Consider the following 18,798-nt stretch of genomic DNA (forward strand, 5'->3'; position numbering starts at 1 on the left):
CTTATTGACCCAACTTCAGGCGAGCAGTCTCGCCACTGGTGAACGGAGCGACATCAACCACCTGCCCGTTATAGCTGACCTGTGCGCCACGGGCGTAGCCCAGTCGCACGGCGAAGGGTGGCTTGCCGCTGACGGAAACATTTTCGCCTTTACGCTTCAGACCACTCAACAGCACTTTGCCGGTGCCATCGGTGACTTGCGTCCAGCAATCGGCGCTGAATTGCAGGGAAACCTGGCCCTGGCCGGCAACTGCAGCGGCCGGTGCGGCAGCGGGAATAGATGGCGCAACCGGCGCAGTCACCACCGGTGCTGGCACGGCCGGAACGGCCGGAGCCGGAGTCGCCGGAGTCGCGGCAGCCGGCGGTGTAGCCTGCACAGGCGCGGAAGGCGTGGTGGGTGCAGCGGCTGGCGCAGTCACTTCAGCTTCCGCCGGCGTATTGGCCTGCGGCAGTGCCAGGGCAGTAGCGCCCTCGGCCTGGCTTTCAACCACGGCCTGGTCTTCCGGCTCGTCCAGCTGATGGATCTGCGTAGTGCCGTCGGCGCCTTCGACTTCGACGTGCTCCGGACTCAAGGTGGTGAGGTCCTTGGCGCGCTGGGAGGTTTGATCCTGCCACCAGACAAAACCGCCGCCGATCACCGCAACCAGCAGCAACAGACTGACGATGCGCAAAATGGTGTGGGAAACCCGCACCGGCTCTTCGATACGTCCCAGGCTGTGCACATTGCTGCCCTGGGAGTCGGTGCCGGTGGATTGGTCGAACTGTTGGACGAGGACGGTCTGGTCCATGCCGAGCAACTTGGCATAGGCGCGGATATAACCACGCGCAAAGGTGTGCCCCGGCAGCTTGTCGAATGCGCCGGCTTCAAGATTGCTCAGGGAGTTAACGGTGAGGTTGAGCTTGAGCGCCACTTCGGCGAGCGACCAGCCATTGCTCTCGCGGGCCTGGCGCAGGGTTTCACCGGGGTTTACGCGATTCGCTGCTACAACTTCGGGATGCGCCGCTTTCATCATTGCTCCGACAGGTATTGCTGATATTCCGGCGTACCGGGATAGAGTCGTTTTAGTTGCAGGCCATAACTGGCAGCCTTGTCGCGATCTTCAAACACTTTTGCCAACCGAATGCCGAGCAATAGACTACGTGCATTTTGCTCGGTGAGCAGGCTAAAACGATCGTAATAGTCACGCGCGGGCACATAATGCCTGTCTTCGTAAGACAACTCAGCCATTTCCAGCAAAGCGCGTGGCTGTTGACGATTCAAGCGCAGGGCTTTTTCCAGTTGCTGCAGGGCAAGGTCACGCTCTCCCAGCTTCGCAGCGGTCATCCCAAGGTTCTCGAACACTCGCGAACGTTCAGGATACAGGGAGTCGGAAGCGGCTTGTTCGAAGCGCTCGTAAGCTTCCTTGTAATGCTTTTCTTCGTAAAGAAAACTGCCGTAATTGTTGAGGATTCGCGCATCTTTCGGGCGCGAAGATAACGCCTTGCGAAAATGCTCATCAGCCAGCTGCGGCTCCATTTCGGCCTGGAACACCAGGCCCAGTGCCGCATTGGCGTCAGGGTCCGAACTGTCCAGGTCCAGGGCCTTCTTCAGCGGGACCTTGGCGCGTTCGGTCATGCCCTGCTGCAAGTACCCCAGGCCCAACTGCACGTACGCAGCACGCGCTTCGTCGCGGCCCTTGCTGGTCTTCATCGGGTTGTAATCACCCGACAGGACACAACCAGCACACAGGCTGGCCAACAGCAAAAGCAGCGCTAAGCGCAGGGACATAGAGATCCTCTCTTAATTTATTTCGCGGCGTTCTGTGCGATATCGTTCTCGGCGCTCAACTCGCGCACGGCGATATAACGTTCGCTGCGACGGGTGCGATCCAGCACCTGCCCTACCAATTGGCCACACGCGGCATCGATGTCCTCACCACGAGTGGTGCGTACGGTGACATTGAAGCCGGCATGGTGAAGCTGATCCTGAAAACGGCGAATCGCGTTGTTGCTCGGGCGTTCGTAACCGGAATGCGGGAACGGGTTGAACGGAATCAGGTTGATCTTGCACGGAATGTTCTTGAGCAGTTCGATCATTTCAACCGCGTGCTCGACCTTGTCGTTGATGTCCTTGAGCAAGGTGTACTCGATGGTCAGCACGCGCTTTTCGCCCAGGGACGACATGTAGCGCTGGCACGACTCAAGCAGCATCTTAAGCGGATACTTCTTGTTGATCGGTACCAATTGATTACGCAATGCGTCATTTGGTGCGTGCAGCGACAACGCCAGGGACACGTCGATGTGCTTGGACAGCTCATCGATCATCGGCACCACGCCCGAAGTGGACAGGGTCACGCGGCGCTTGGAGATTCCGTAGCCCAGGTCATCCATCATCAGATGCATGGCGGCCACGACGTTGTCGAAGTTCAGCAGCGGCTCACCCATGCCCATCATCACCACATTGGTGATGGCACGGTCGGCGGTCGCCGGGATGCTGCCGAACGATTTGTTGGCAATCCACACCTGGCCGATGACTTCGGCGGCGGTGAGGTTGCTGTTGAAACCTTGCTTGCCGGTGGAGCAGAAACTGCAATCCAGGGCACAGCCTGCCTGGGACGAAACGCACAGAGTGCCGCGTTTGCCCTGGGGAATGTAGACGGTCTCGACGCAGCTGCCGGACGCCACGCGCACTACCCATTTACGGGTACCGTCGGTGGAGATGTCCTCGCTGACGACCTCAGGACCGCGAACTTCGGCAATAGCCTTGAGCTTGTCGCGCAAGGCCTTGCTGACGTTCGTCATGGCGTCGAAATCATCGACGCCAAGGTGGTGAATCCATTTCATTACCTGACCGGCACGGAAACGCTTCTCCCCGATTGAGTCGAAGAATTTTTCCATTTCCTGTTGAGTCAGACCCAGCAGGTTGGTTTTTACAGTCGATGTAGTCATGGATTCACCTTCACTCTTAAGCCAATGCTTAGCGAGTGGTTACTTCAGTAGCTGCGAAGAAGTACGAGATTTCGCGAGCAGCAGCGGCTTCGGAGTCCGAACCGTGTACAGCGTTGGCATCGATCGAGTCAGCGAAGTCAGCACGGATGGTGCCGGCAGCAGCTTCTTTAGGGTTGGTAGCGCCCATCAGCTCACGGTTCAGAGCGATAGCGTTTTCGCCTTCCAGAACCTGAACAACAACCGGGCCGGAGATCATGAAAGCAACCAGGTCGCCGAAGAAACCACGAGCGCTGTGCTCAGCGTAGAAGCCTTCAGCTTCAGCTTTGGACAGTTGCTTCAGTTTCGAAGCTACAACGCGCAGGCCGGCTTTTTCGAAACGGGTGGTGATCTCGCCGATGACGTTTTTTGCTACTGCGTCAGGCTTGATGATGGAGAAAGTACGTTGAACAGCCATGGTGTAACTCCAGAAACGGTAATTTGTGAAAAATTAAACCCGCGAATTATACGCGGGTTCTTGGGTATTGCCTAACCTGCGAGGACGATCAGTCGGCTTCTTCGATCCAGAGCGCCTGAACCGCTTCCAACACCTTCTCACCGCAACGGCCCGAAGTGTTGTCGAAATCCGGAAGTTCCATGATCCATCGCTGCAGGTCCACGAAATTGACAGAAAGTGGATTCACATCCGGCTTGGATTCGGCCAATTCTTCTGCAATGCGCTGAACATCATTCCAACCATAACTCATGACAGTAGTACCAATCAGTGCGGCGCTTCGGCAGCGTGGTTGAGCGAATACTTCGGAATCTCGACAGTGATGTCTTCTTCACCAACGATAGCCTGACACGCCAGGCGCGACTGCGCTTCCAGACCCCAGGCGCGATCGAGGAAGTCTTCTTCCAACTCGTCAGCCTCTTCCATCGAGTCAAAACCCTCGCGGATGATGCAGTGGCAGGTGGTGCAGGCGCAGACGCCACCGCAGGCGCTTTCCATTTCGATATGGTGTTCGTGAGCCAGTTCGAGGATCGACGTGCCGGGTGCAGCGTCGACCACCATGCCTTCAGGGCAGAACTTCTCGTGGGGCAGAAAAATGACCTGCGGCATCAGATATCCTCGATTTCATTCAGATTGCGCCCCGACAGAGCGGCTTTCACCGTCAAATCCATGCGGCGGGCAGCAAAAGCATCGGTCACTTGCGACAGACGCTTGGTCTGCTGCTCGATGGCATAACCATCGGTGCCTTTCATCAATTCGGTCAGTTCCTGCACCTGCATGTCGATAACCATGCGCTCTTCGGCGTCGAGCAGGCGCTCACCATCGACCTCAAGGGCAGCCTGCACCGCCTCGATCAGGCGCTGGGCATCGACCTGCTGCTCGCGCAGTACGCGGGCGACCTTGTCGTCATTGGCATGCTGGAACGAATCCTTGAGCATCTTGGCGATTTCGCCGTCGGTCAGGCCGTACGACGGCTTGACCTGGATGCTGGCTTCAACGCCCGAACCCAGCTCACGAGCCGACACGCTGAGCAGACCGTCGGCATCGACCTGGAAGGTCACGCGGATCTTCGCCGCACCCGCGACCATTGCCGGGATGCCCCGCAGCTCGAAACGCGCCAGGGAACGGCAGTCGCTGATCAGCTCGCGCTCACCCTGCAGCACATGAATCGCCATGGCCGACTGGCCATCTTTGTAAGTAGTGAAATCCTGGGCGCGGGCGACAGGGATGGTGGTGTTACGCGGAATCACCTTCTCCATCAGGCCGCCCATGGTTTCCAGGCCCAGGGACAACGGAATCACGTCCAGCAGCAGCAACTCGCCGCCATCGCGCTTGTTGCCAGCCAGGGTATCGGCCTGGATCGCGGCACCGATGGCCACCACTTGATCCGGGTCGATTTCAGTCAGGGGCTGACGACCAAACGCTTCAGCAACCGCTTCGCGAACACGCGGCACACGGGTCGAACCACCGACCATAACCACGGCATGCACTTCTTCGAGCTCGATACCCGAATCACGCACCGCACGACGACAGGCTTTCAGGCTGCGAGCGACCATTGGCTCGATCAGCGCATTAAAGGCTTCACGCTTCAGCTCAGCTTTCCAGGCGCCATAGGCCACTTCAACCGATGCGGCGTTAGTCAGCGCTTCCTTGGCTGCACAGGCTGCTTGCAACAGGCTGCGTTGCGCACCCGGGTCGAGGTCGGCGGACAAGCCGGCTCTCTCGATGATCCAGCCAGCAATCGCGTGATCGAAGTCATCGCCGCCCAGGGCGCTGTCGCCACCGGTGGCCAATACTTCGAACACACCACCGGTGAGACGCAGGATCGAAATATCGAAGGTGCCGCCGCCCAGGTCATAAATAGCGACCAGACCTTCGGCATGCTGATCCAGACCGTAGGCCACCGCAGCGGCAGTCGGCTCATTGAGCAAGCGCAGCACGTTAAGCCCGGCCAACTTGGCCGCGTCCTTGGTAGCTTGGCGCTGGGCATCGTCGAAATAGGCCGGAACGGTGATTACCGCCCCTACCAGCTCGCCACCCAGAGCCGCTTCAGCACGCTCACGCAACACCTTGAGGATATCGGCCGAGACTTCGACCGGGCTTTTCGGGCCTTGGATCGTCTCGATGAACGGCATGTGCGACTCGCCACCGACAAATCGGTACGGCAGCTGGTCGCCCAACTGCTTGACGTCGGACAGACCACGACCCATCAAGCGCTTGACCGACAGCACAGTGTTCAACGGATCGGTAGCGGCAGCCAGCTTGGCCGACTCGCCCACTTCGACGCGATCGGCGTGGTAGCGCACGGCGGACGGCAGGATGACCTGCCCGTCAGCGTCGGCCAAAGGTTCGGAAAGACCACTGCGCAATGCAGCGACCAGCGAATTGGTAGTGCCCAAGTCAATCCCCACAGCCAGACGACGCTGGTGCGGTTGAGGACTTTGGCCGGGTTCGGCGATCTGCAGTAGGGCCATCGTAATCAGGACTTATCTGTATATCAGGCGTGCGACCGGAGCGGCACTGGGTTAATCGTCGAGGCGCTCTTCTAACTGGCGCACTTCGTAGGTGAGCTTGTCGAGAAACTGCATGCGACGCATCAGGCGTTCGGCCTGATCACGGTGCGCTGCATCATCCCAACAGGCTGCGAAGCTTTGGTTCAGTTCATCCTGGGCGAGCTTCAGGCGGCGCTTGAAGGCTGCGACACCGTCCAGATCGGCCAGGTCTTCGAGCTCTTCGCGCAGCTCCATCTGCTGCAGCAGGAAGTCCGGATCGTGCACCGTGACCTCCAGCGGCAACTCGTGACCACCCATGGCGAGCAGGTATCGCGCGCGCTTTGGGGGGTTCTTGAGCGTCTGGTAGGCCTCGTTGAGGCTCGCGGATTGCTCGAGCGCCAGCCGCTGCTCGCGCTCGGAAGCGTCTGCAAAGCGGTCCGGATGAACGCTGCGCGCCAACTCACGGTAGCGCGTAGCCAGCTGGTCGAGGTCCAGGTTGAAACTCGGCTGCAGCTCAAATAAAGCGAAATGACAAGGAGTACCCACGATCAGCCTCAGATATTGAAGCTTTCGCCGCAGCCACATTCACCGCGCACGTTGGGGTTGTTGAACTTGAAGCCTTCGTTCAACCCTTCCTTGACGAAGTCGAGCTCGGTGCCGTCCAGGTAGGACAGGCTCTTTGGGTCGATGATCACTTTCTCGCCGTGACTCTCGAACACCTGGTCCTCTGCAACCACCTCGTCGACAAACTCCAGCACGTAGGCAAGGCCGGAACAGCCCGTGGTGCGAACACCCAGACGAATCCCCTCACCTTTGCCGCGCCCGTCAAGGGAGCGTCGCACGTGTCGAGCAGCCGCTTCTGTCATGCTGATAGCCATCGTTGACTCCTTACTCGTCGCCCAATGCTTAGATCAAGCCTTTCTTCTGCTTGTAGTCGCGAACAGCGGCCTTGATGGCGTCTTCAGCGAGTACGGAGCAGTGAATTTTTACCGGTGGCAGGGCCAGCTCTTCAGCCAGCTGAGTGTTCTTGATGGTCTCTGCTTCGTCCAGAGTCTTGCCTTTCATCCACTCGGTCGCCAGGGAGCTGGAGGCGATAGCCGAACCGCAACCGTAGGTCTTGAACTTGGCGTCTTCGATGATGCCAGCTTCGTTGACCTTGATCTGCAGGCGCATGACGTCGCCGCACGCCGGAGCGCCGACCATGCCGGTGCCGACATCAGGGTCTTCCGCGTCCATCTTGCCGACGTTGCGCGGGTTTTCGTAGTGGTCGATGACCTTTTCGCTGTAAGCCATGATTCTTAATCCTCACTCATCAGAGAGTCGCTCTTGAAGCCCTGCGCCCGAAGACTGGCAGGGCCGGTTTGCGGCGACTTGAAATCAGTGTGCCGCCCACTCGATTTTCGAAATGTCGACACCGTCTTTGTACATGTCCCACAGCGGCGACAAAGTGCGCAGCTTGGTAACGGCCTCGCAGACTTTCTGCGCGGCGTAGTCGATTTCTTCTTCGGTGGTGAAACGGCCGAAGGTGAAGCGAATCGAGCTGTGTGCCAGTTCGTCGTTGCGGCCCAGGGCGCGCAGTACGTACGAAGGCTCAAGCGATGCCGAGGTGCAGGCCGAACCGGACGAAACTGCCAGATCCTTGAGCGCCATGATCAGCGACTCGCCTTCGACGTAGTTGAAGCTCAGGTTCAGGTTGTGCGGTACGCGGGCGGTCATGCTGCCGTTGATGTACAGCTCTTCCAGACCTTCGACCTGCTTGAAGAAGCGATCGCTCAGGGCTTTGATCCGGACGTTTTCGGCAGCCATGTCTTCCTTGGCCACGCGGAAGGCTTCACCCATGCCAACGATCTGGTGGGTCGCCAGGGTGCCCGAACGCATGCCGCGCTCGTGACCGCCGCCGTGCATGGTCGCTTCGATGCGCACGCGCGGCTTGCGGCTGACGTACAGCGCGCCGATGCCTTTAGGGCCATAGGTCTTGTGCGCCGAGAACGACATCATGTCGACTTTCAGCTTCTGCAGGTCGATCTCGACCTTGCCGGTAGACTGGGCGGCATCAACGTGGAACAGGATGCCTTTGGAACGAGTCAGCTCGCCGATGGCCGCGATGTCGTTGACGGTGCCGATTTCGTTGTTCACGTGCATGATCGAAACCAGGATGGTGTCGTCACGCAGGGCAGCTTCAACCATTTCGGGAGTGACCAGGCCATCGGTGCGAGGCTCGATGTAGGTCACTTCGAAACCTTCACGCTCCAGTTGGCGCATGGTGTCCAGGACAGCCTTGTGCTCAATCTTGGTGGTGATCAGGTGCTTGCCCTTGGTGGCATAGAAATGCGCCGCACCCTTGATTGCCAGGTTGTCGGATTCGGTGGCACCGGAAGTCCAGACGATTTCACGCGGATCGGCGTTCACCAGGTCAGCGACCTGCCGGCGAGCATTTTCGACCGACTCTTCGGCTTTCCAGCCAAACACGTGGGAACGGGACGCCGGGTTACCGAAGTTTCCGTCGACCAGCAGGCATTCACTCATTTTTTGCGCTACACGCGGATCAACCGGGGTGGTCGCAGAGTAATCAAGGTAAATCGGCAATTTCATGGACTATCTCCTAAATCAGGCTGGCTGGCGTGCCGCTAGCTCTTTGGCTGTCATTCGACGGCGGACGCTTCAATCTTGTCCAGGCGCGGCGCCTTGCTGTTGCAACGACGCTGATCCTGACGCTGGGCTACTTCTTGCACCTCACGGCGAGTGACAAGATCAGCCAAGCTGATACCGCTCAGAAATTCGTGGATCTGCAAGCTCAGGTCGCACCACAGGTGGTGGGTCAGGCAGGTGTCGCCTTGATGGCAATCCCCTTGGCCCTGGCACTTGGTGGCATCGACCGATTCGTTCACCGCATCGATCACCTGGGCCACCTGGATGCCCTGCATGTCGCGCGACAGCTGGTAGCCGCCGCCCGGACCGCGGACGCTGGAAACCAGGTTGCTACGACGCAGCTTGGCGAAAAGCTGTTCGAGGTAGGACAGGGAGATGCCTTGGCGCTCGGAGATATCGGCCAGGGACACCGGCCCGTGCTGCGCGTGCAACGCCAGGTCGAGCATGGCGGTCACGGCGTATCGGCCTTTTGTAGTCAGTCGCATGGACAATTACCACGGAGTTCGGAATGGGGCGAGTATGCAATTCCCGAGTATTTAAGTCAACTATAAGACCTAGTACTTTAGTCAGGATTACCCGCAAAAGAGCGGCGGTATCATAGCAAAGGCCTGGCTCTGACAGCCAGTAGTACCGAGCTATCGTTCTTTGCGAGCAAGCCCGCTCCCACATTTGAAATGCATTTCCCTGTAGGAGTGAGCCTGCTCGCGATGCAGTCGAGTCGGTTTAGCTGGCCTGACTTTGGTCTTTGTCCTTCACACAGGCGAAGTCTTCCTCGCGCAACTCAGGCAGATCTTTCGCACAGTAATTACTGCCCAGATCCTTCAACGCCCCACACATCCCCTCCAGCCGCCCATCAACTGCCTGCAGATGATCGAGCAACTGGTTGATCGCGCGAGCCACCGGGTCGGGCATGTCCTCGCCGACTCCGTAGGCATCAAAGCCGATCTTTTCGGCCATGGCCTTGCGTTTGGCATCAACCTCATCATCAGACTTGACGATGATCCGGCCCGGAATCCCCACCACAGTCGCGCCCGGCGGCACGGCCTTGGTCACCACGGCATTCGAGCCGACCTTGGCGCCCGCACCGACCGTGAACGGCCCCAACACCTTGGCACCGGCGCCGACCACCACACCATCCTCAAGGGTCGGGTGGCGTTTGCCCTTGTTCCAGCTGGTGCCGCCCAGGGTCACACCCTGGTACAGCGTGACATCGTCGCCGATCTCGGCAGTTTCACCGATGACGATGCCCATCCCATGATCAATAAAGAACCGCCGCCCGACCTTGGCCCCCGGATGAATCTCGATACCGGTCAGCCAACGACCGAAGTTCGATACCAGCCGCGCCAGCCATTTCAGCTCGGCACGCCACAGGGCACCCGCCAGCCGATGAATCCAGATGGCATGCAGGCCCGGATAGCAGGTCAGGACTTCAAAGGCGTTGCGCGCTGCCGGATCACGATGGAAAACACTCTGGATATCTTCACGCAAACGCTCGAACATTTTTTCAATCCTTCCGCTTTAGAAGCTCACCACGGGCCGCTTTCTGGGTCTCCGTGAGGATGCCACGCAATATATTCATTTCCGCCCGGCTCACCGAGCTTCGTCCGTACAACCGACGCAGGCGCGCCATCAAGTGCCGTGGCTTTTCCGGGTCGAGGAATTCGATGGCCACCAGGGTCTGCTCCAAGTGCTCATAGAATCGCTCCAGCTCATCCATGGTCGCCAACTCGCCACTCTTGGTGGAAGCCACTTCATCCTTCTCGACCTTGCTCGGCTGGCCTTGGGCCGCGAGCCAGGACATGCGCACTTCATAACTCAACACCTGCACCGCTGCCCCGAGGTTCAGCGAACTGAATTCAGGGTCTGATGGGATGTGCACGTGATAATGACATCGCTGCAGCTCTTCGTTGGTCAGGCCGGAATCTTCACGACCGAACACCAGGGCGATCTCGGCACCCTGCCCCGCCTCCTCGACCACTTTGGTCCCGCATTCACGCGGATCCAGCAGCGGCCAGGGGATGCGCCGGTCACGGGCGCTGGTACCGAGCACGAGGTTGCAGCCGACCAGGGCGTCTTCCAGGGTGGCGACGACCTGGGCGTTTTCCAGGATATCCCCGGCCCCGGAGGCCCGGGCATCGGCCTCGTGGTGCGGGAACAACCGCGGTTCGACCAGCACCAGCCGCGACAGGCCCATGTTCTTCATGGCACGCGCAGCCCCGCCGATGTTACCGGGATGGCTGGTATTGACCAGGACGACACGAATGTTTTGCAGCAAGGGAGGCGCTCTCGAACACAATAAAGGGGAGCCGAATCTTACAGCGCCTACTACCGTTAAGCTACGAAAGCGAACGTCGTCCTTCACCTGTAGAAACTTTCTGATAGAATGCCCGGCTTTCTTTAACAACCTTAGGTGACACATCCATGCAGCCCATGCTGAATATCGCGCTGCGCGCCGCCCGCAGCGCCAGTGAATTGATCTTCCGCTCCATCGAGCGCCTGGATACCATCAAGGTCGACGAAAAAGACGCCAAGGATTACGTATCCGAGGTGGACCGCGCAGCCGAACAGAAAATCATCGACGCGCTGCGCAAGGCCTACCCGAATCACTCGATCATGGGTGAAGAAACCGGCATGCACGCTGGCACCGGTATCGAAGGCGAAGAATACCTGTGGATCATCGATCCACTGGACGGCACCACCAACTTCCTGCGCGGCATCCCGCACTTTGCAGTCAGCATTGCCTGCAAATACCGTGGTCGCCTGGAACACGCAGTGGTTCTCGACCCGGTACGCCAGGAAGAATTCACCGCCAGCCGTGGTCGCGGCGCCCAACTGAACGGTCGTCGCCTGCGCGTCAGCGGCCGCACCAGCCTGGACGGTGCCCTGCTGGGTACCGGCTTCCCATTCCGTGACGACCAGATGGACAACCTCGACAACTACCTGGGTATGTTCCGCGCCCTGGTTGGCCAGACTGCCGGCATCCGCCGCGCTGGCTCGGCGAGCCTGGACCTGGCCTATGTGGCCGCCGGTCGTTTCGATGCATTCTGGGAGTCGGGCCTGTCCGAGTGGGACATGGCTGCAGGCGCCCTGCTGATCCAGGAAGCTGGCGGCCTGGTGAGCGACTTCACCGGCGGTCACGATTTCCTTGAGAAAGGCCACATCGTTGCCGGTAACACCAAATGCTTCAAGGCAGTCCTGACGGCCATCCAGCCGCACCTGCCAGCTTCACTGAAACGCTAAGCGACAGCGCCACACAGCACTCTTCGAAGACTGTGTGAAAAACTGCTAATCCGCGTTAGCACAGAAAATGCCCCACATCGAAAGATGCGGGGCATTTTTCGTTTTGGCCTCAATCCCAGGAGCCCGTCGCACCAGCAAGCAGCGATAAATAGTTAGCGCACCGTGCACTGAAGCGCGAGGGATATTGAACAGCCGCCCGAGCGATCCAATCGCCCAGGTGCAATCGACCACTATCCGCTGATTTCTGGAGCAACCTCATGGGCATGAAGCCGCCGAAAAAAGTTACAAACCCCGACAGACCAAAAACGGACCAGCCAGATCGAAACAACCCTGCCGAGGGCAGCACACATCCTCAGACTCCCTTGCCCAGTACTGGCATGACAGGACTGCACCCGGACGGTCGATTGATAACTCCGGAACATCCTCTTACACCTGGCAGCCAGGCGCCAGCCATTGAGATCTTCGATCTCCCTGGCGATACACTCATCAGCCGAACCACAACAGGCCTGTCGCTAACTAACTACTATCTTGCCCCAAGACTGGCAGAACGGTTACCCGCTGCAGATCCCGCAACCGCACTGCGCTCGATTGCCTCAGGACGTCAGTACGTAGATCTCGAAAATGGCTGGACGGTCCTTGTGGGCCTGGATGCACAAGGTCATCTGAGGGCAAGACAGACGTCCGAACTTGCACCCTCCGGGCCGCGCCTGGAGCGGGTGGCAGGCACTCTTGAATGGCGCCCGGTGCAACCAGACAGTCATGCCACCGGCGATTCGGAACTGATTATTTCGCGCCGACCGCTTCCAGATGAAGACGAGGCGACCCCAGCGAAGCGCCCCCGCCGTACCGACGAAAGCGAAATCGACGAAACAAGCCCCACAGACCCGCCCGCGCCACTCGTTCCGCAGCCCCCCAGAGCCGAGCCCTGGAAAAACTGGGGAATCAGCCCGCAACATATGTCCCCCGAAGACATCACCGCAGGAGACCTACGCTACAGAGTACTTCCACACGGCTCAGTACCAGCCCCGCTCGTTGTTTACGTCAAAAATCCTGCGCACCCCGATTACGACTTTGACTCACTGCAGGGAATTCTCATACACGACATCGAACAACAACCCCGAGGCGCCATTCAGATCCCGCCGACCCAGCGCTGGGAAGTCGATCCGACGCTGCCTTTTCGGGGCCCGCTTCCCACTTATGTCGCCACTTACTTCCCGGAGCTGACCACAGCCTCCCTGGTTAATGTTGCCAGACAGCAGTTTTACCTCGCCAACGGCTCGGACAAGGCAACAAGCGCCGGACTGACGACCCTGCGGCAAACATTCAACGACTGGAAGACCTCAAACATCTCTCCACGGCCAGGGCTAGCGGATCCACTACTCATGCTTGCGGTGACGCAAATGACCCCGGGCTTAAAGGCCAACAGAATACTGGAGTTTCCTGCGCTTCCCGACCGTTCGCCCCTGCACCGACTGGAGTTTGATCCCGAAAAATTTACTGATGCATGGCAATACTTCATTTCGACCCAGTCCGCCGTAGATTTGAAACGATTCATGGCCCGCCTGCTGATCCGCAATGGATACACCGTCTTCAAGCCAACAGACGCCACTACTTTTCCGGCACTGGTGTTCAAGCGCACGGGACATGATTTTGTGTTCTACATGACCTTGCATCGCGCTCACGGTCGACGCCTTCACATCCCTGAGTCGAGTAACCAGGCGTTGTTGGAGCACAGGATGTCGGACTTCATTGGCCAGCGGGCAGTGCGAGCGGTCCAGGACGCCAGGACAGCGAACAAGCTGATCTGGCTGAGGGGCGGTAGTCACATCGTGTCGGGGAGCCCATCATCGGTGTTTATCGTGCGAATGGATAACTTGGAGATCTGACCGCTCGCACCTCGCGAAGAGGCGATATCAAAAATGTGGCATTAAAAAGCACTCCGAAGAGTGCTTTTTTAGTCTGTTCCAGCGACTTACTGGCCAGGCTCATTCTGCGAAAGAATCAACTTGCCTTCCTTATCCACCGGAATCTGATTTCCCGGATCGCGATCCATCCGCACCTTGCCTTCCTTGCCATCCAGCGAATAACGAACGTCATAACCAACGACCTTGTCGCTGATGTCATTCACTGTATTACAGCGAGTCTGGGTCGTGGTGTAGGTATCGCGGTTCTGCATACCTTCCTGCACCTTGTTACCGGCATAACCGCCGCCAACCGCGCCCGCAACGGTGGCAATCTTCTTGCCCGTACCGCCGCCGACCTGATTGCCCAGCAGACCACCGGCGACTGCGCCAATGGCAGTGCCGAGGATCTGGTGTTGATCCTTGACCGGCGCCTGGCGGGTCACGGCTACGTCCTTGCACACTTCACGTGGCGTCTTGATCTGTTTCTTGACCGGGTCAACGGCTAGAACTTGCGCATACTCAGGGCCGCTTTTAACCAGGCTGTAGGTGGCAACAGCACCCCCGGCAGTCACACCGACAGCACCTAATACCGCACCAACCAGCAACGACTTGTTCACATGAACCTCCTGACCATCACATGCGGGACAAAGCCCGCGCTTCTCCCAGCCTTGGAGCACAAAAAAAGGCGCGAGTTCAATACTCGCGCCTTTCAGGCCGACAGCTGGAAGACGATAGCCGTTATGGGCGGTCGTCAACTTCCTTGTCAGTAGCCACCGGAGGAATCAGATCCTCAGTGCTCAGGTTCAGCCAGATCAGCACCACGTTGGCGATGTAGATCGACGAGTAGGTACCCGCCAGAACACCGATAAACAGCGCAATGGAGAAGCCCCACAGGTTGTCACCACCAAAGAACAGCAGCGCGGCGATGGCCAGCAGCGTGGACACCGAAGTGGCCACGGTGCGCAGCAGGGTCTGGGTGGTCGAGATGTTGATGTTCTCGATCAGCGTCGCCTTGCGCAGCACCCGGAAGTTCTCTCGAACCCGGTCGAATACCACGATGGTGTCGTTGAGCGAGTAACCGATGATCGCCAGCACCGCCGCCAGCACCGTCAGGTCGAAGGTGATCTGGAAGAACGACAGGATACCGATGGTCACGATCACGTCGTGGATCAGGGACAGGATGGCACCGACCGCAAACTTCCACTGAAAGCGGAAAGCCAGGTAGATCAGGATACCGCCGAGCGCCATCAGCATGCCGAGGCCGCCCTGGTCGCGCAGCTCTTCACCCACCTGCGGGCCAACGAACTCGACGCGCTTGACCGACGCCGGGTTATCGCCGCCGACCTTCAGCAGCGCTTCCGCTACCTGATGGCCCAGCTGCGGGTCTTCACCCGGCATGCGCACCAGCAAATCGGTAGTCGCACCGAAGTTCTGCACGATCGCATCGTGATAACCGGACGTCACCAGCTGCTCGCGCACCTTGGTGACATCGGCCGGACGCTCGTAGGTCAGCTCGATGAGCGTACCGCCGGTAAAGTCCAGGCCCCAGTTCATGCCCTTGGTAGCGACACTGAACAAGGCCAGCAACGTGAGGAACAATGTGACGCCGAACGCAACGTTGCGAACGCCCATGAAGTTGATTGTACGTAACATGGCAGCCCCTTAAATCCACAACTTCTTGAAGTCACGACCGCCGAAGATCAGGTTGACCATCGCGCGGGTCACCATGATGGCCGTGAACATCGAGGTAAAGATCCCGAGGGACATGGTCACTGCGAAGCCCTTGACCGGGCCGGTGCCCATGGCGAAGAGAATCCCGCCGACCAGCAACGTAGTCAGGTTGGCGTCGAGAATCGCGGTGAATGCCCGGCCGAAGCCTTCGTTGATTGCCCGCTGGATGGTCATGCCTGCGGCAATCTCTTCACGAATCCGCGAGAAGATCAGCACGTTGGCGTCGACCGCCATACCCATGGTCAATACGATACCGGCGATACCCGGCAGGGTCAGCGTTGCACCCAGCAGCGACATCAGTGCCAGCAGCAACACCATGTTCACAGCCAGAGCGACCGTGGCAATGATGCCGAAGAAGCGGTAGATGGCGATGATGAACAGCGAGACGAACAGCATGCCCCACAGCGACGCATCGATACCCTTAGTGATGTTGTCCGCACCCAGGCTCGGGCCAATGGTGCGCTCTTCAGCGAAGTACATTGGCGCGGCCAGACCACCGGCACGCAGCAACAGCGCCAGCTCGGACGACTCGCCCTGGCCGTTCAGGCCAGTGATGCGGAACTGAGCACCCAGTGGCGACTGGATGGTCGCCAGGCTGATGATCTTCTTCTCTTCCTTGAAGGTCTGCACCGCTACGTCTTTCTCGACGCCATCCACCACTTGCTTGGTGTAAGTGGTGACCGGGCGCTGCTCGATGAAGATCACCGCCATGCTGCGACCGACGTTGTTACGGGTCGCACGGCTCATCAGCTCGCCACCGTGACCATCCAGGCGGATGTTCACTTCTGGCGTACCTTGTTCGCCGAAGCCGGCCTTGGCGTCAGTCACCTGGTCGCCAGTGATGATCAGGCCACGCTCGATCTGCGCCGCAGGACGATTGCCTTCACGGAACTCGAAAGATTCCGAAGTGGCTTTCGAAGCACCAGGCTCTGCAGCCAGACGGAACTCAAGGTTGGCCGTCTTGCCGAGGATACGCTTGGCTTCAGCCGTGTCCTGCACGCCTGGCAGCTCAACCACGATGCGGTTGGCGCCTTGGCGCTGCACGATCGGTTCGGCAACACCCAGCTCGTTGACGCGGTTACGTACCGTGGTCAAGTTTTGCTTGATGGAATATTCGCGGATTTCCGCCAGCTTGGCCGGGGTCATCGCCAGACGCAGTACCGCCTGACCGTTAAGGTCGGCCGGAACAATGTCGAAATCGCTGAAATTCTTGCGGATCAGTGCACGGGCCTGTTCGCGGGAAGCTTCATCACTGAAACCCAGCTGAATGGCACCGTTGAGTTGCGGCAGGCTGCGATAGCGCAGTTTCTCTTTGCGCAACAGGCTCTTCACATCGCCTTCGTAGACTTTCAGGCGAGCATCCAGAGCTTTGTCCATGTCCACTTCCAGCAGGAAGTGCACACCACCGGACAAGTCCAGGCCCAGCTTCATCGGGTGCGCGCCCAGGTTGCGCAGCCATTGCGGAGTAGTTTGCGCCAGGTTCAGTGCAACGACGTAGTCATCACCCAATGCCTTGCGCACGACGTCCTTGGCCGGCAGCTGATCTTCAGCCTTGACCAGGCGAATCAGACCGCCCTTGCCACCCGCCGTCAGCGAAGTCGCCTTGACGTTGATCCCGGATTCCTTGAGCGCAGTGCTCACACGATCCAGATCAGCCTGATTGACCTGCAGCGCAGTGCTTGCACCGCTGACCTGAATGGCCGGGTCATCAGGATAAAGATTGGGAGCGGAATAAATCAGACCGACCGCCAGCACCGCCAGGATCAGAATGTATTTCCACAGAGGGTATTTGTTCAGCATCACGCCGCCCGCTTATGACGCGGGGCGCCTTGCGCGCCCCGTCGATTGAGTAGAAGTTGAAACTTAGATCGCTTTCAGCGTGCCTTTTGGCAGCGTGGCGGCGATAGCGCCTTTCTGGAACTTCATTTCGACGGTGTCGGAAACTTCCAGAACCACGAAATCGTCAGCTACTTTGGTGATCTTGCCGGCGATGCCGCCAGTGGTCACAACTTCGTCGCCTTTCTGCAGGCTGCTCAGCAGGTTCTTCTGCTCTTTGGCGCGCTTGGCCTGTGGACGCCAGATCATCAGGTAGAAGATGACCAGGAAACCGACCAGGAAAATCCACTCAAAGCCGCCGCCCATTGGGCCTGCAGCAGGTGCAGCAGCGTCAGCCATGGCGTTAGAGATAAAAAAGCTCATTTAGCACTCCAGTTGCAAATGTTGAATCTTGGGGTCAGAAAACTCAGTCCAAAGGCGGAACGGGAAGTCCGCGTTTGGCGTAGAAGGCATCGACAAAGGCGGCCAATGTACCCTGTTGAATAGCCTCGCGCAAACCAGCCATAAGCACCTGGTAATGGCGCAAATTGTGGATGGTATTCAACATGCTACCCAGCATTTCGCCGCACTTGTCCAGATGATGCAGATAAGCACGGGAGAAGTTCTGGCAGGTGTAGCAATCGCAGGTCGGATCCAGCGGCGAATCATCATGGCGATGGAACGCGTTGCGGATCTTCAGCACGCCTGTATCAATGAACAGATGCCCATTGCGGGCATTACGGGTTGGCATCACGCAATCGAACATGTCCACACCGCGGCGCACACCCTCAACCAGATCTTCCGGTTTGCCAACGCCCATAAGGTAACGAGGTTTGTCAGCCGGCATCTGGCCCGGCAGATAATCCAGCACCTTGATCATCTCGTGCTTGGGCTCGCCCACCGACAGGCCGCCAATGGCCAGGCCGTCAAAACCGATCTTGTCGAGCCCTTCCAGGGAGCGCATGCGCAGGTCCTGGTGCATGCCGCCCTGAACGATGCCGAACAGCGCCGCCGTATTGTCGCCATGGGCATTCTTCGAACGCTGGGCCCAGCGCAACGACAGCTCCATGGAAATGCGCGCGACGTCTTCGTCAGCCGGGTACGGCGTGCATTCGTCGAAAATCATCACGATGTCCGAGCCCAGGTCGCGCTGGACCTGCATCGACTCTTCCGGGCCCATGAACACCTTGGCGCCATCTACCGGGGAGGCGAAGGTCACGCCCTCCTCCTTGATCTTGCGCATGGCGCCCAGGCTGAACACCTGGAAACCACCGGAGTCGGTCAGAATCGGGCCTTTCCACTGCATGAAATCGTGCAGGTCGCCGTGTTTCTTGATCACTTCGGTCCCAGGACGCAGCCACAGGTGAAAGGTGTTGCCCAGAATGATTTCCGCGCCAGTGGCGGTGATATCCCGCGGCAGCATGCCCTTGACCGTGCCGTAGGTGCCCACGGGCATGAACGCCGGGGTCTCGACGGTACCGCGCGGGAAGGTCAAGCGACCGCGACGAGCCTTGCCGTCTGTGGCAAGCAACTCAAACGACATACGACTT

21 protein-coding genes are annotated in these 18,798 nt (G+C 58.9%); 2 read left to right on the forward strand and 19 right to left on the reverse strand.

The features are described 5' to 3' along the window. Position 1 precedes the first annotated feature (1 nt). The 14 genes from ORL50_RS04265 to trmJ form a co-directional block, all read right to left on the reverse strand. The gene (locus ORL50_RS04265) at positions 2–1,009 is read right to left on the reverse strand and encodes a RodZ domain-containing protein (RefSeq protein ID WP_266010328.1); all 1,008 of its coding nucleotides are present in this window, start codon (positions 1,007–1,009) and stop codon (positions 2–4) included. Next, positions 1,009–1,767 carry a type IV pilus biogenesis/stability protein PilW gene (pilW, locus tag ORL50_RS04270; RefSeq protein ID WP_266010330.1) on the reverse strand — a complete coding sequence of 253 codons (759 nt, stop codon included), beginning with the start codon at positions 1,765–1,767 and terminating at the stop codon, positions 1,009–1,011. The genes ORL50_RS04265 and pilW overlap by 1 nt, the downstream gene beginning before the upstream one ends. A gap of 17 nt (positions 1,768–1,784) precedes the next feature. Further along, positions 1,785–2,927 carry a dual-specificity RNA methyltransferase RlmN gene (gene rlmN, locus ORL50_RS04275; protein WP_225570637.1) on the reverse strand — a complete coding sequence of 381 codons (1,143 nt, stop codon included), beginning with the start codon at positions 2,925–2,927 and terminating at the stop codon, positions 1,785–1,787. A 28-nt stretch (positions 2,928–2,955) separates the two neighbouring features. Next, positions 2,956–3,381: a nucleoside-diphosphate kinase gene (gene ndk / locus ORL50_RS04280; protein WP_007916882.1), complete on the reverse strand. Its 426-nt coding sequence runs from the start codon at positions 3,379–3,381 to the stop codon at positions 2,956–2,958. A gap of 88 nt (positions 3,382–3,469) precedes the next feature. Then, positions 3,470–3,670 (reverse strand): Fe-S cluster assembly protein IscX, encoded by a 201-nt coding sequence (gene iscX / locus ORL50_RS04285; protein ID WP_266010355.1) that lies wholly within the window; start codon positions 3,668–3,670, stop codon positions 3,470–3,472. A gap of 14 nt (positions 3,671–3,684) precedes the next feature. Continuing rightward, the gene (gene fdx, locus ORL50_RS04290) at positions 3,685–4,026 is read right to left on the reverse strand and encodes an ISC system 2Fe-2S type ferredoxin (protein ID WP_064392064.1); all 342 of its coding nucleotides are present in this window, start codon (positions 4,024–4,026) and stop codon (positions 3,685–3,687) included. Beyond that, positions 4,026–5,891 (reverse strand): Fe-S protein assembly chaperone HscA, encoded by a 1,866-nt coding sequence (gene hscA / locus ORL50_RS04295; protein ID WP_266010358.1) that lies wholly within the window; start codon positions 5,889–5,891, stop codon positions 4,026–4,028. Before hscA ends, fdx begins: the two co-directional genes overlap by 1 nt. A 51-nt stretch (positions 5,892–5,942) precedes the next feature. Next, positions 5,943–6,455, reverse strand: a complete 513-nt coding sequence (gene hscB / locus ORL50_RS04300; protein ID WP_266010602.1) for a co-chaperone HscB — start codon at positions 6,453–6,455, stop codon at positions 5,943–5,945. An 8-nt stretch (positions 6,456–6,463) separates the two neighbouring features. Next, positions 6,464–6,787 (reverse strand): iron-sulfur cluster assembly protein IscA, encoded by a 324-nt coding sequence (gene iscA, locus ORL50_RS04305; RefSeq protein WP_028620147.1) that lies wholly within the window; start codon positions 6,785–6,787, stop codon positions 6,464–6,466. A gap of 28 nt (positions 6,788–6,815) precedes the next feature. Further along, the gene (gene iscU / locus ORL50_RS04310) at positions 6,816–7,202 is read right to left on the reverse strand and encodes a Fe-S cluster assembly scaffold IscU (protein WP_028620148.1); all 387 of its coding nucleotides are present in this window, start codon (positions 7,200–7,202) and stop codon (positions 6,816–6,818) included. An 84-nt stretch (positions 7,203–7,286) separates the two neighbouring features. Next, on the reverse strand, positions 7,287–8,501 hold the full coding sequence (locus ORL50_RS04315; protein ID WP_266010367.1) for an IscS subfamily cysteine desulfurase: 1,215 nt from the start codon (positions 8,499–8,501) through the stop codon (positions 7,287–7,289). A gap of 50 nt (positions 8,502–8,551) precedes the next feature. Further along, positions 8,552–9,043, reverse strand: a complete 492-nt coding sequence (gene iscR, locus ORL50_RS04320; protein ID WP_007903581.1) for a Fe-S cluster assembly transcriptional regulator IscR — start codon at positions 9,041–9,043, stop codon at positions 8,552–8,554. 238 nt (positions 9,044–9,281) lie between these two features. After that, a complete protein-coding gene (cysE, locus tag ORL50_RS04325) occupies positions 9,282–10,058 on the reverse strand; it encodes a serine O-acetyltransferase (protein ID WP_266010378.1) in 777 nt (258 codons plus the stop codon). A gap of 4 nt (positions 10,059–10,062) precedes the next feature. Continuing rightward, a complete protein-coding gene (gene trmJ, locus ORL50_RS04330; protein ID WP_122837619.1) occupies positions 10,063–10,833 on the reverse strand; it encodes a tRNA (cytosine(32)/uridine(32)-2'-O)-methyltransferase TrmJ in 771 nt (256 codons plus the stop codon). Between the two features lie 146 nt (positions 10,834–10,979). Here trmJ and suhB point away from each other — a divergent pair, with 146 nt between their 5' ends. Together suhB and ORL50_RS04340 are read left to right on the forward strand one after the other, a co-directional pair. Continuing rightward, the gene (suhB, locus tag ORL50_RS04335; RefSeq protein ID WP_008014726.1) at positions 10,980–11,798 is read left to right on the forward strand and encodes a type III secretion system regulator SuhB; all 819 of its coding nucleotides are present in this window, start codon (positions 10,980–10,982) and stop codon (positions 11,796–11,798) included. A gap of 257 nt (positions 11,799–12,055) precedes the next feature. Then, a complete protein-coding gene (locus ORL50_RS04340; protein WP_266010383.1) occupies positions 12,056–13,684 on the forward strand; it encodes a hypothetical protein in 1,629 nt (542 codons plus the stop codon). A gap of 86 nt (positions 13,685–13,770) precedes the next feature. Here ORL50_RS04340 and ORL50_RS04345 read toward each other — a convergent pair whose 3' ends face one another. The 5 genes from ORL50_RS04345 to tgt form a co-directional block, all read right to left on the reverse strand. Next, positions 13,771–14,319 carry a glycine zipper 2TM domain-containing protein gene (locus ORL50_RS04345; RefSeq protein WP_266010385.1) on the reverse strand — a complete coding sequence of 183 codons (549 nt, stop codon included), beginning with the start codon at positions 14,317–14,319 and terminating at the stop codon, positions 13,771–13,773. 121 nt (positions 14,320–14,440) lie between these two features. Further along, positions 14,441–15,355: a protein translocase subunit SecF gene (gene secF / locus ORL50_RS04350; RefSeq protein ID WP_266010387.1), complete on the reverse strand. Its 915-nt coding sequence runs from the start codon at positions 15,353–15,355 to the stop codon at positions 14,441–14,443. Between the two features lie 9 nt (positions 15,356–15,364). Beyond that, complete coding sequence (secD, locus tag ORL50_RS04355) at positions 15,365–17,233, reverse strand: protein translocase subunit SecD (protein ID WP_266010389.1); 1,869 nt, start codon at positions 17,231–17,233, stop codon at positions 15,365–15,367. Positions 17,234–17,296: 63 nt separating this feature from the next. After that, entirely contained in the window at positions 17,297–17,632 is a 336-nt protein-coding gene (gene yajC / locus ORL50_RS04360; RefSeq protein WP_007982729.1) for a preprotein translocase subunit YajC, read from the reverse strand. A gap of 43 nt (positions 17,633–17,675) precedes the next feature. After that, positions 17,676–18,791, reverse strand: a complete 1,116-nt coding sequence (gene tgt, locus ORL50_RS04365; RefSeq protein ID WP_163019375.1) for a tRNA guanosine(34) transglycosylase Tgt — start codon at positions 18,789–18,791, stop codon at positions 17,676–17,678. Positions 18,792–18,798 lie beyond the last annotated feature (7 nt).

The sequence above is a fragment of the Pseudomonas sp. RIT-562 genome (assembly GCF_026241895.1).
GTDB classification, from domain to species: Bacteria; Pseudomonadota; Gammaproteobacteria; order Pseudomonadales; family Pseudomonadaceae; genus Aquipseudomonas; species Aquipseudomonas mandelii_F.

Coding starts and splice junctions, on each gene's coding strand:
- iscA (WP_028620147.1), bottom strand. CDS start 6,787: ATGGCTATCAGCATGACAGAAGCGGCTGCTCGACACGTGCGACGCTCC.
- secD (WP_266010389.1), bottom strand. CDS start 17,233: ATGCTGAACAAATACCCTCTGTGGAAATACATTCTGATCCTGGCGGTG.
- cysE (WP_266010378.1), bottom strand. CDS start 10,058: ATGTTCGAGCGTTTGCGTGAAGATATCCAGAGTGTTTTCCATCGTGAT.
- fdx (WP_064392064.1), bottom strand. CDS start 4,026: ATGCCGCAGGTCATTTTTCTGCCCCACGAGAAGTTCTGCCCTGAAGGC.
- pilW (WP_266010330.1), bottom strand. CDS start 1,767: ATGTCCCTGCGCTTAGCGCTGCTTTTGCTGTTGGCCAGCCTGTGTGCT.
- iscX (WP_266010355.1), bottom strand. CDS start 3,670: ATGAGTTATGGTTGGAATGATGTTCAGCGCATTGCAGAAGAATTGGCC.
- hscA (WP_266010358.1), bottom strand. CDS start 5,891: ATGGCCCTACTGCAGATCGCCGAACCCGGCCAAAGTCCTCAACCGCAC.
- rlmN (WP_225570637.1), bottom strand. CDS start 2,927: ATGACTACATCGACTGTAAAAACCAACCTGCTGGGTCTGACTCAACAG.
- suhB (WP_008014726.1), top strand. CDS start 10,980: ATGCAGCCCATGCTGAATATCGCGCTGCGCGCCGCCCGCAGCGCCAGT.
- tgt (WP_163019375.1), bottom strand. CDS start 18,791: ATGTCGTTTGAGTTGCTTGCCACAGACGGCAAGGCTCGTCGCGGTCGC.
- ndk (WP_007916882.1), bottom strand. CDS start 3,381: ATGGCTGTTCAACGTACTTTCTCCATCATCAAGCCTGACGCAGTAGCA.
- iscU (WP_028620148.1), bottom strand. CDS start 7,202: ATGGCTTACAGCGAAAAGGTCATCGACCACTACGAAAACCCGCGCAAC.
- ORL50_RS04265 (WP_266010328.1), bottom strand. CDS start 1,009: ATGAAAGCGGCGCATCCCGAAGTTGTAGCAGCGAATCGCGTAAACCCC.
- iscR (WP_007903581.1), bottom strand. CDS start 9,043: ATGCGACTGACTACAAAAGGCCGATACGCCGTGACCGCCATGCTCGAC.
- ORL50_RS04340 (WP_266010383.1), top strand. CDS start 12,056: ATGGGCATGAAGCCGCCGAAAAAAGTTACAAACCCCGACAGACCAAAA.
- ORL50_RS04315 (WP_266010367.1), bottom strand. CDS start 8,501: ATGAAATTGCCGATTTACCTTGATTACTCTGCGACCACCCCGGTTGAT.
- yajC (WP_007982729.1), bottom strand. CDS start 17,632: ATGAGCTTTTTTATCTCTAACGCCATGGCTGACGCTGCTGCACCTGCT.
- secF (WP_266010387.1), bottom strand. CDS start 15,355: ATGTTACGTACAATCAACTTCATGGGCGTTCGCAACGTTGCGTTCGGC.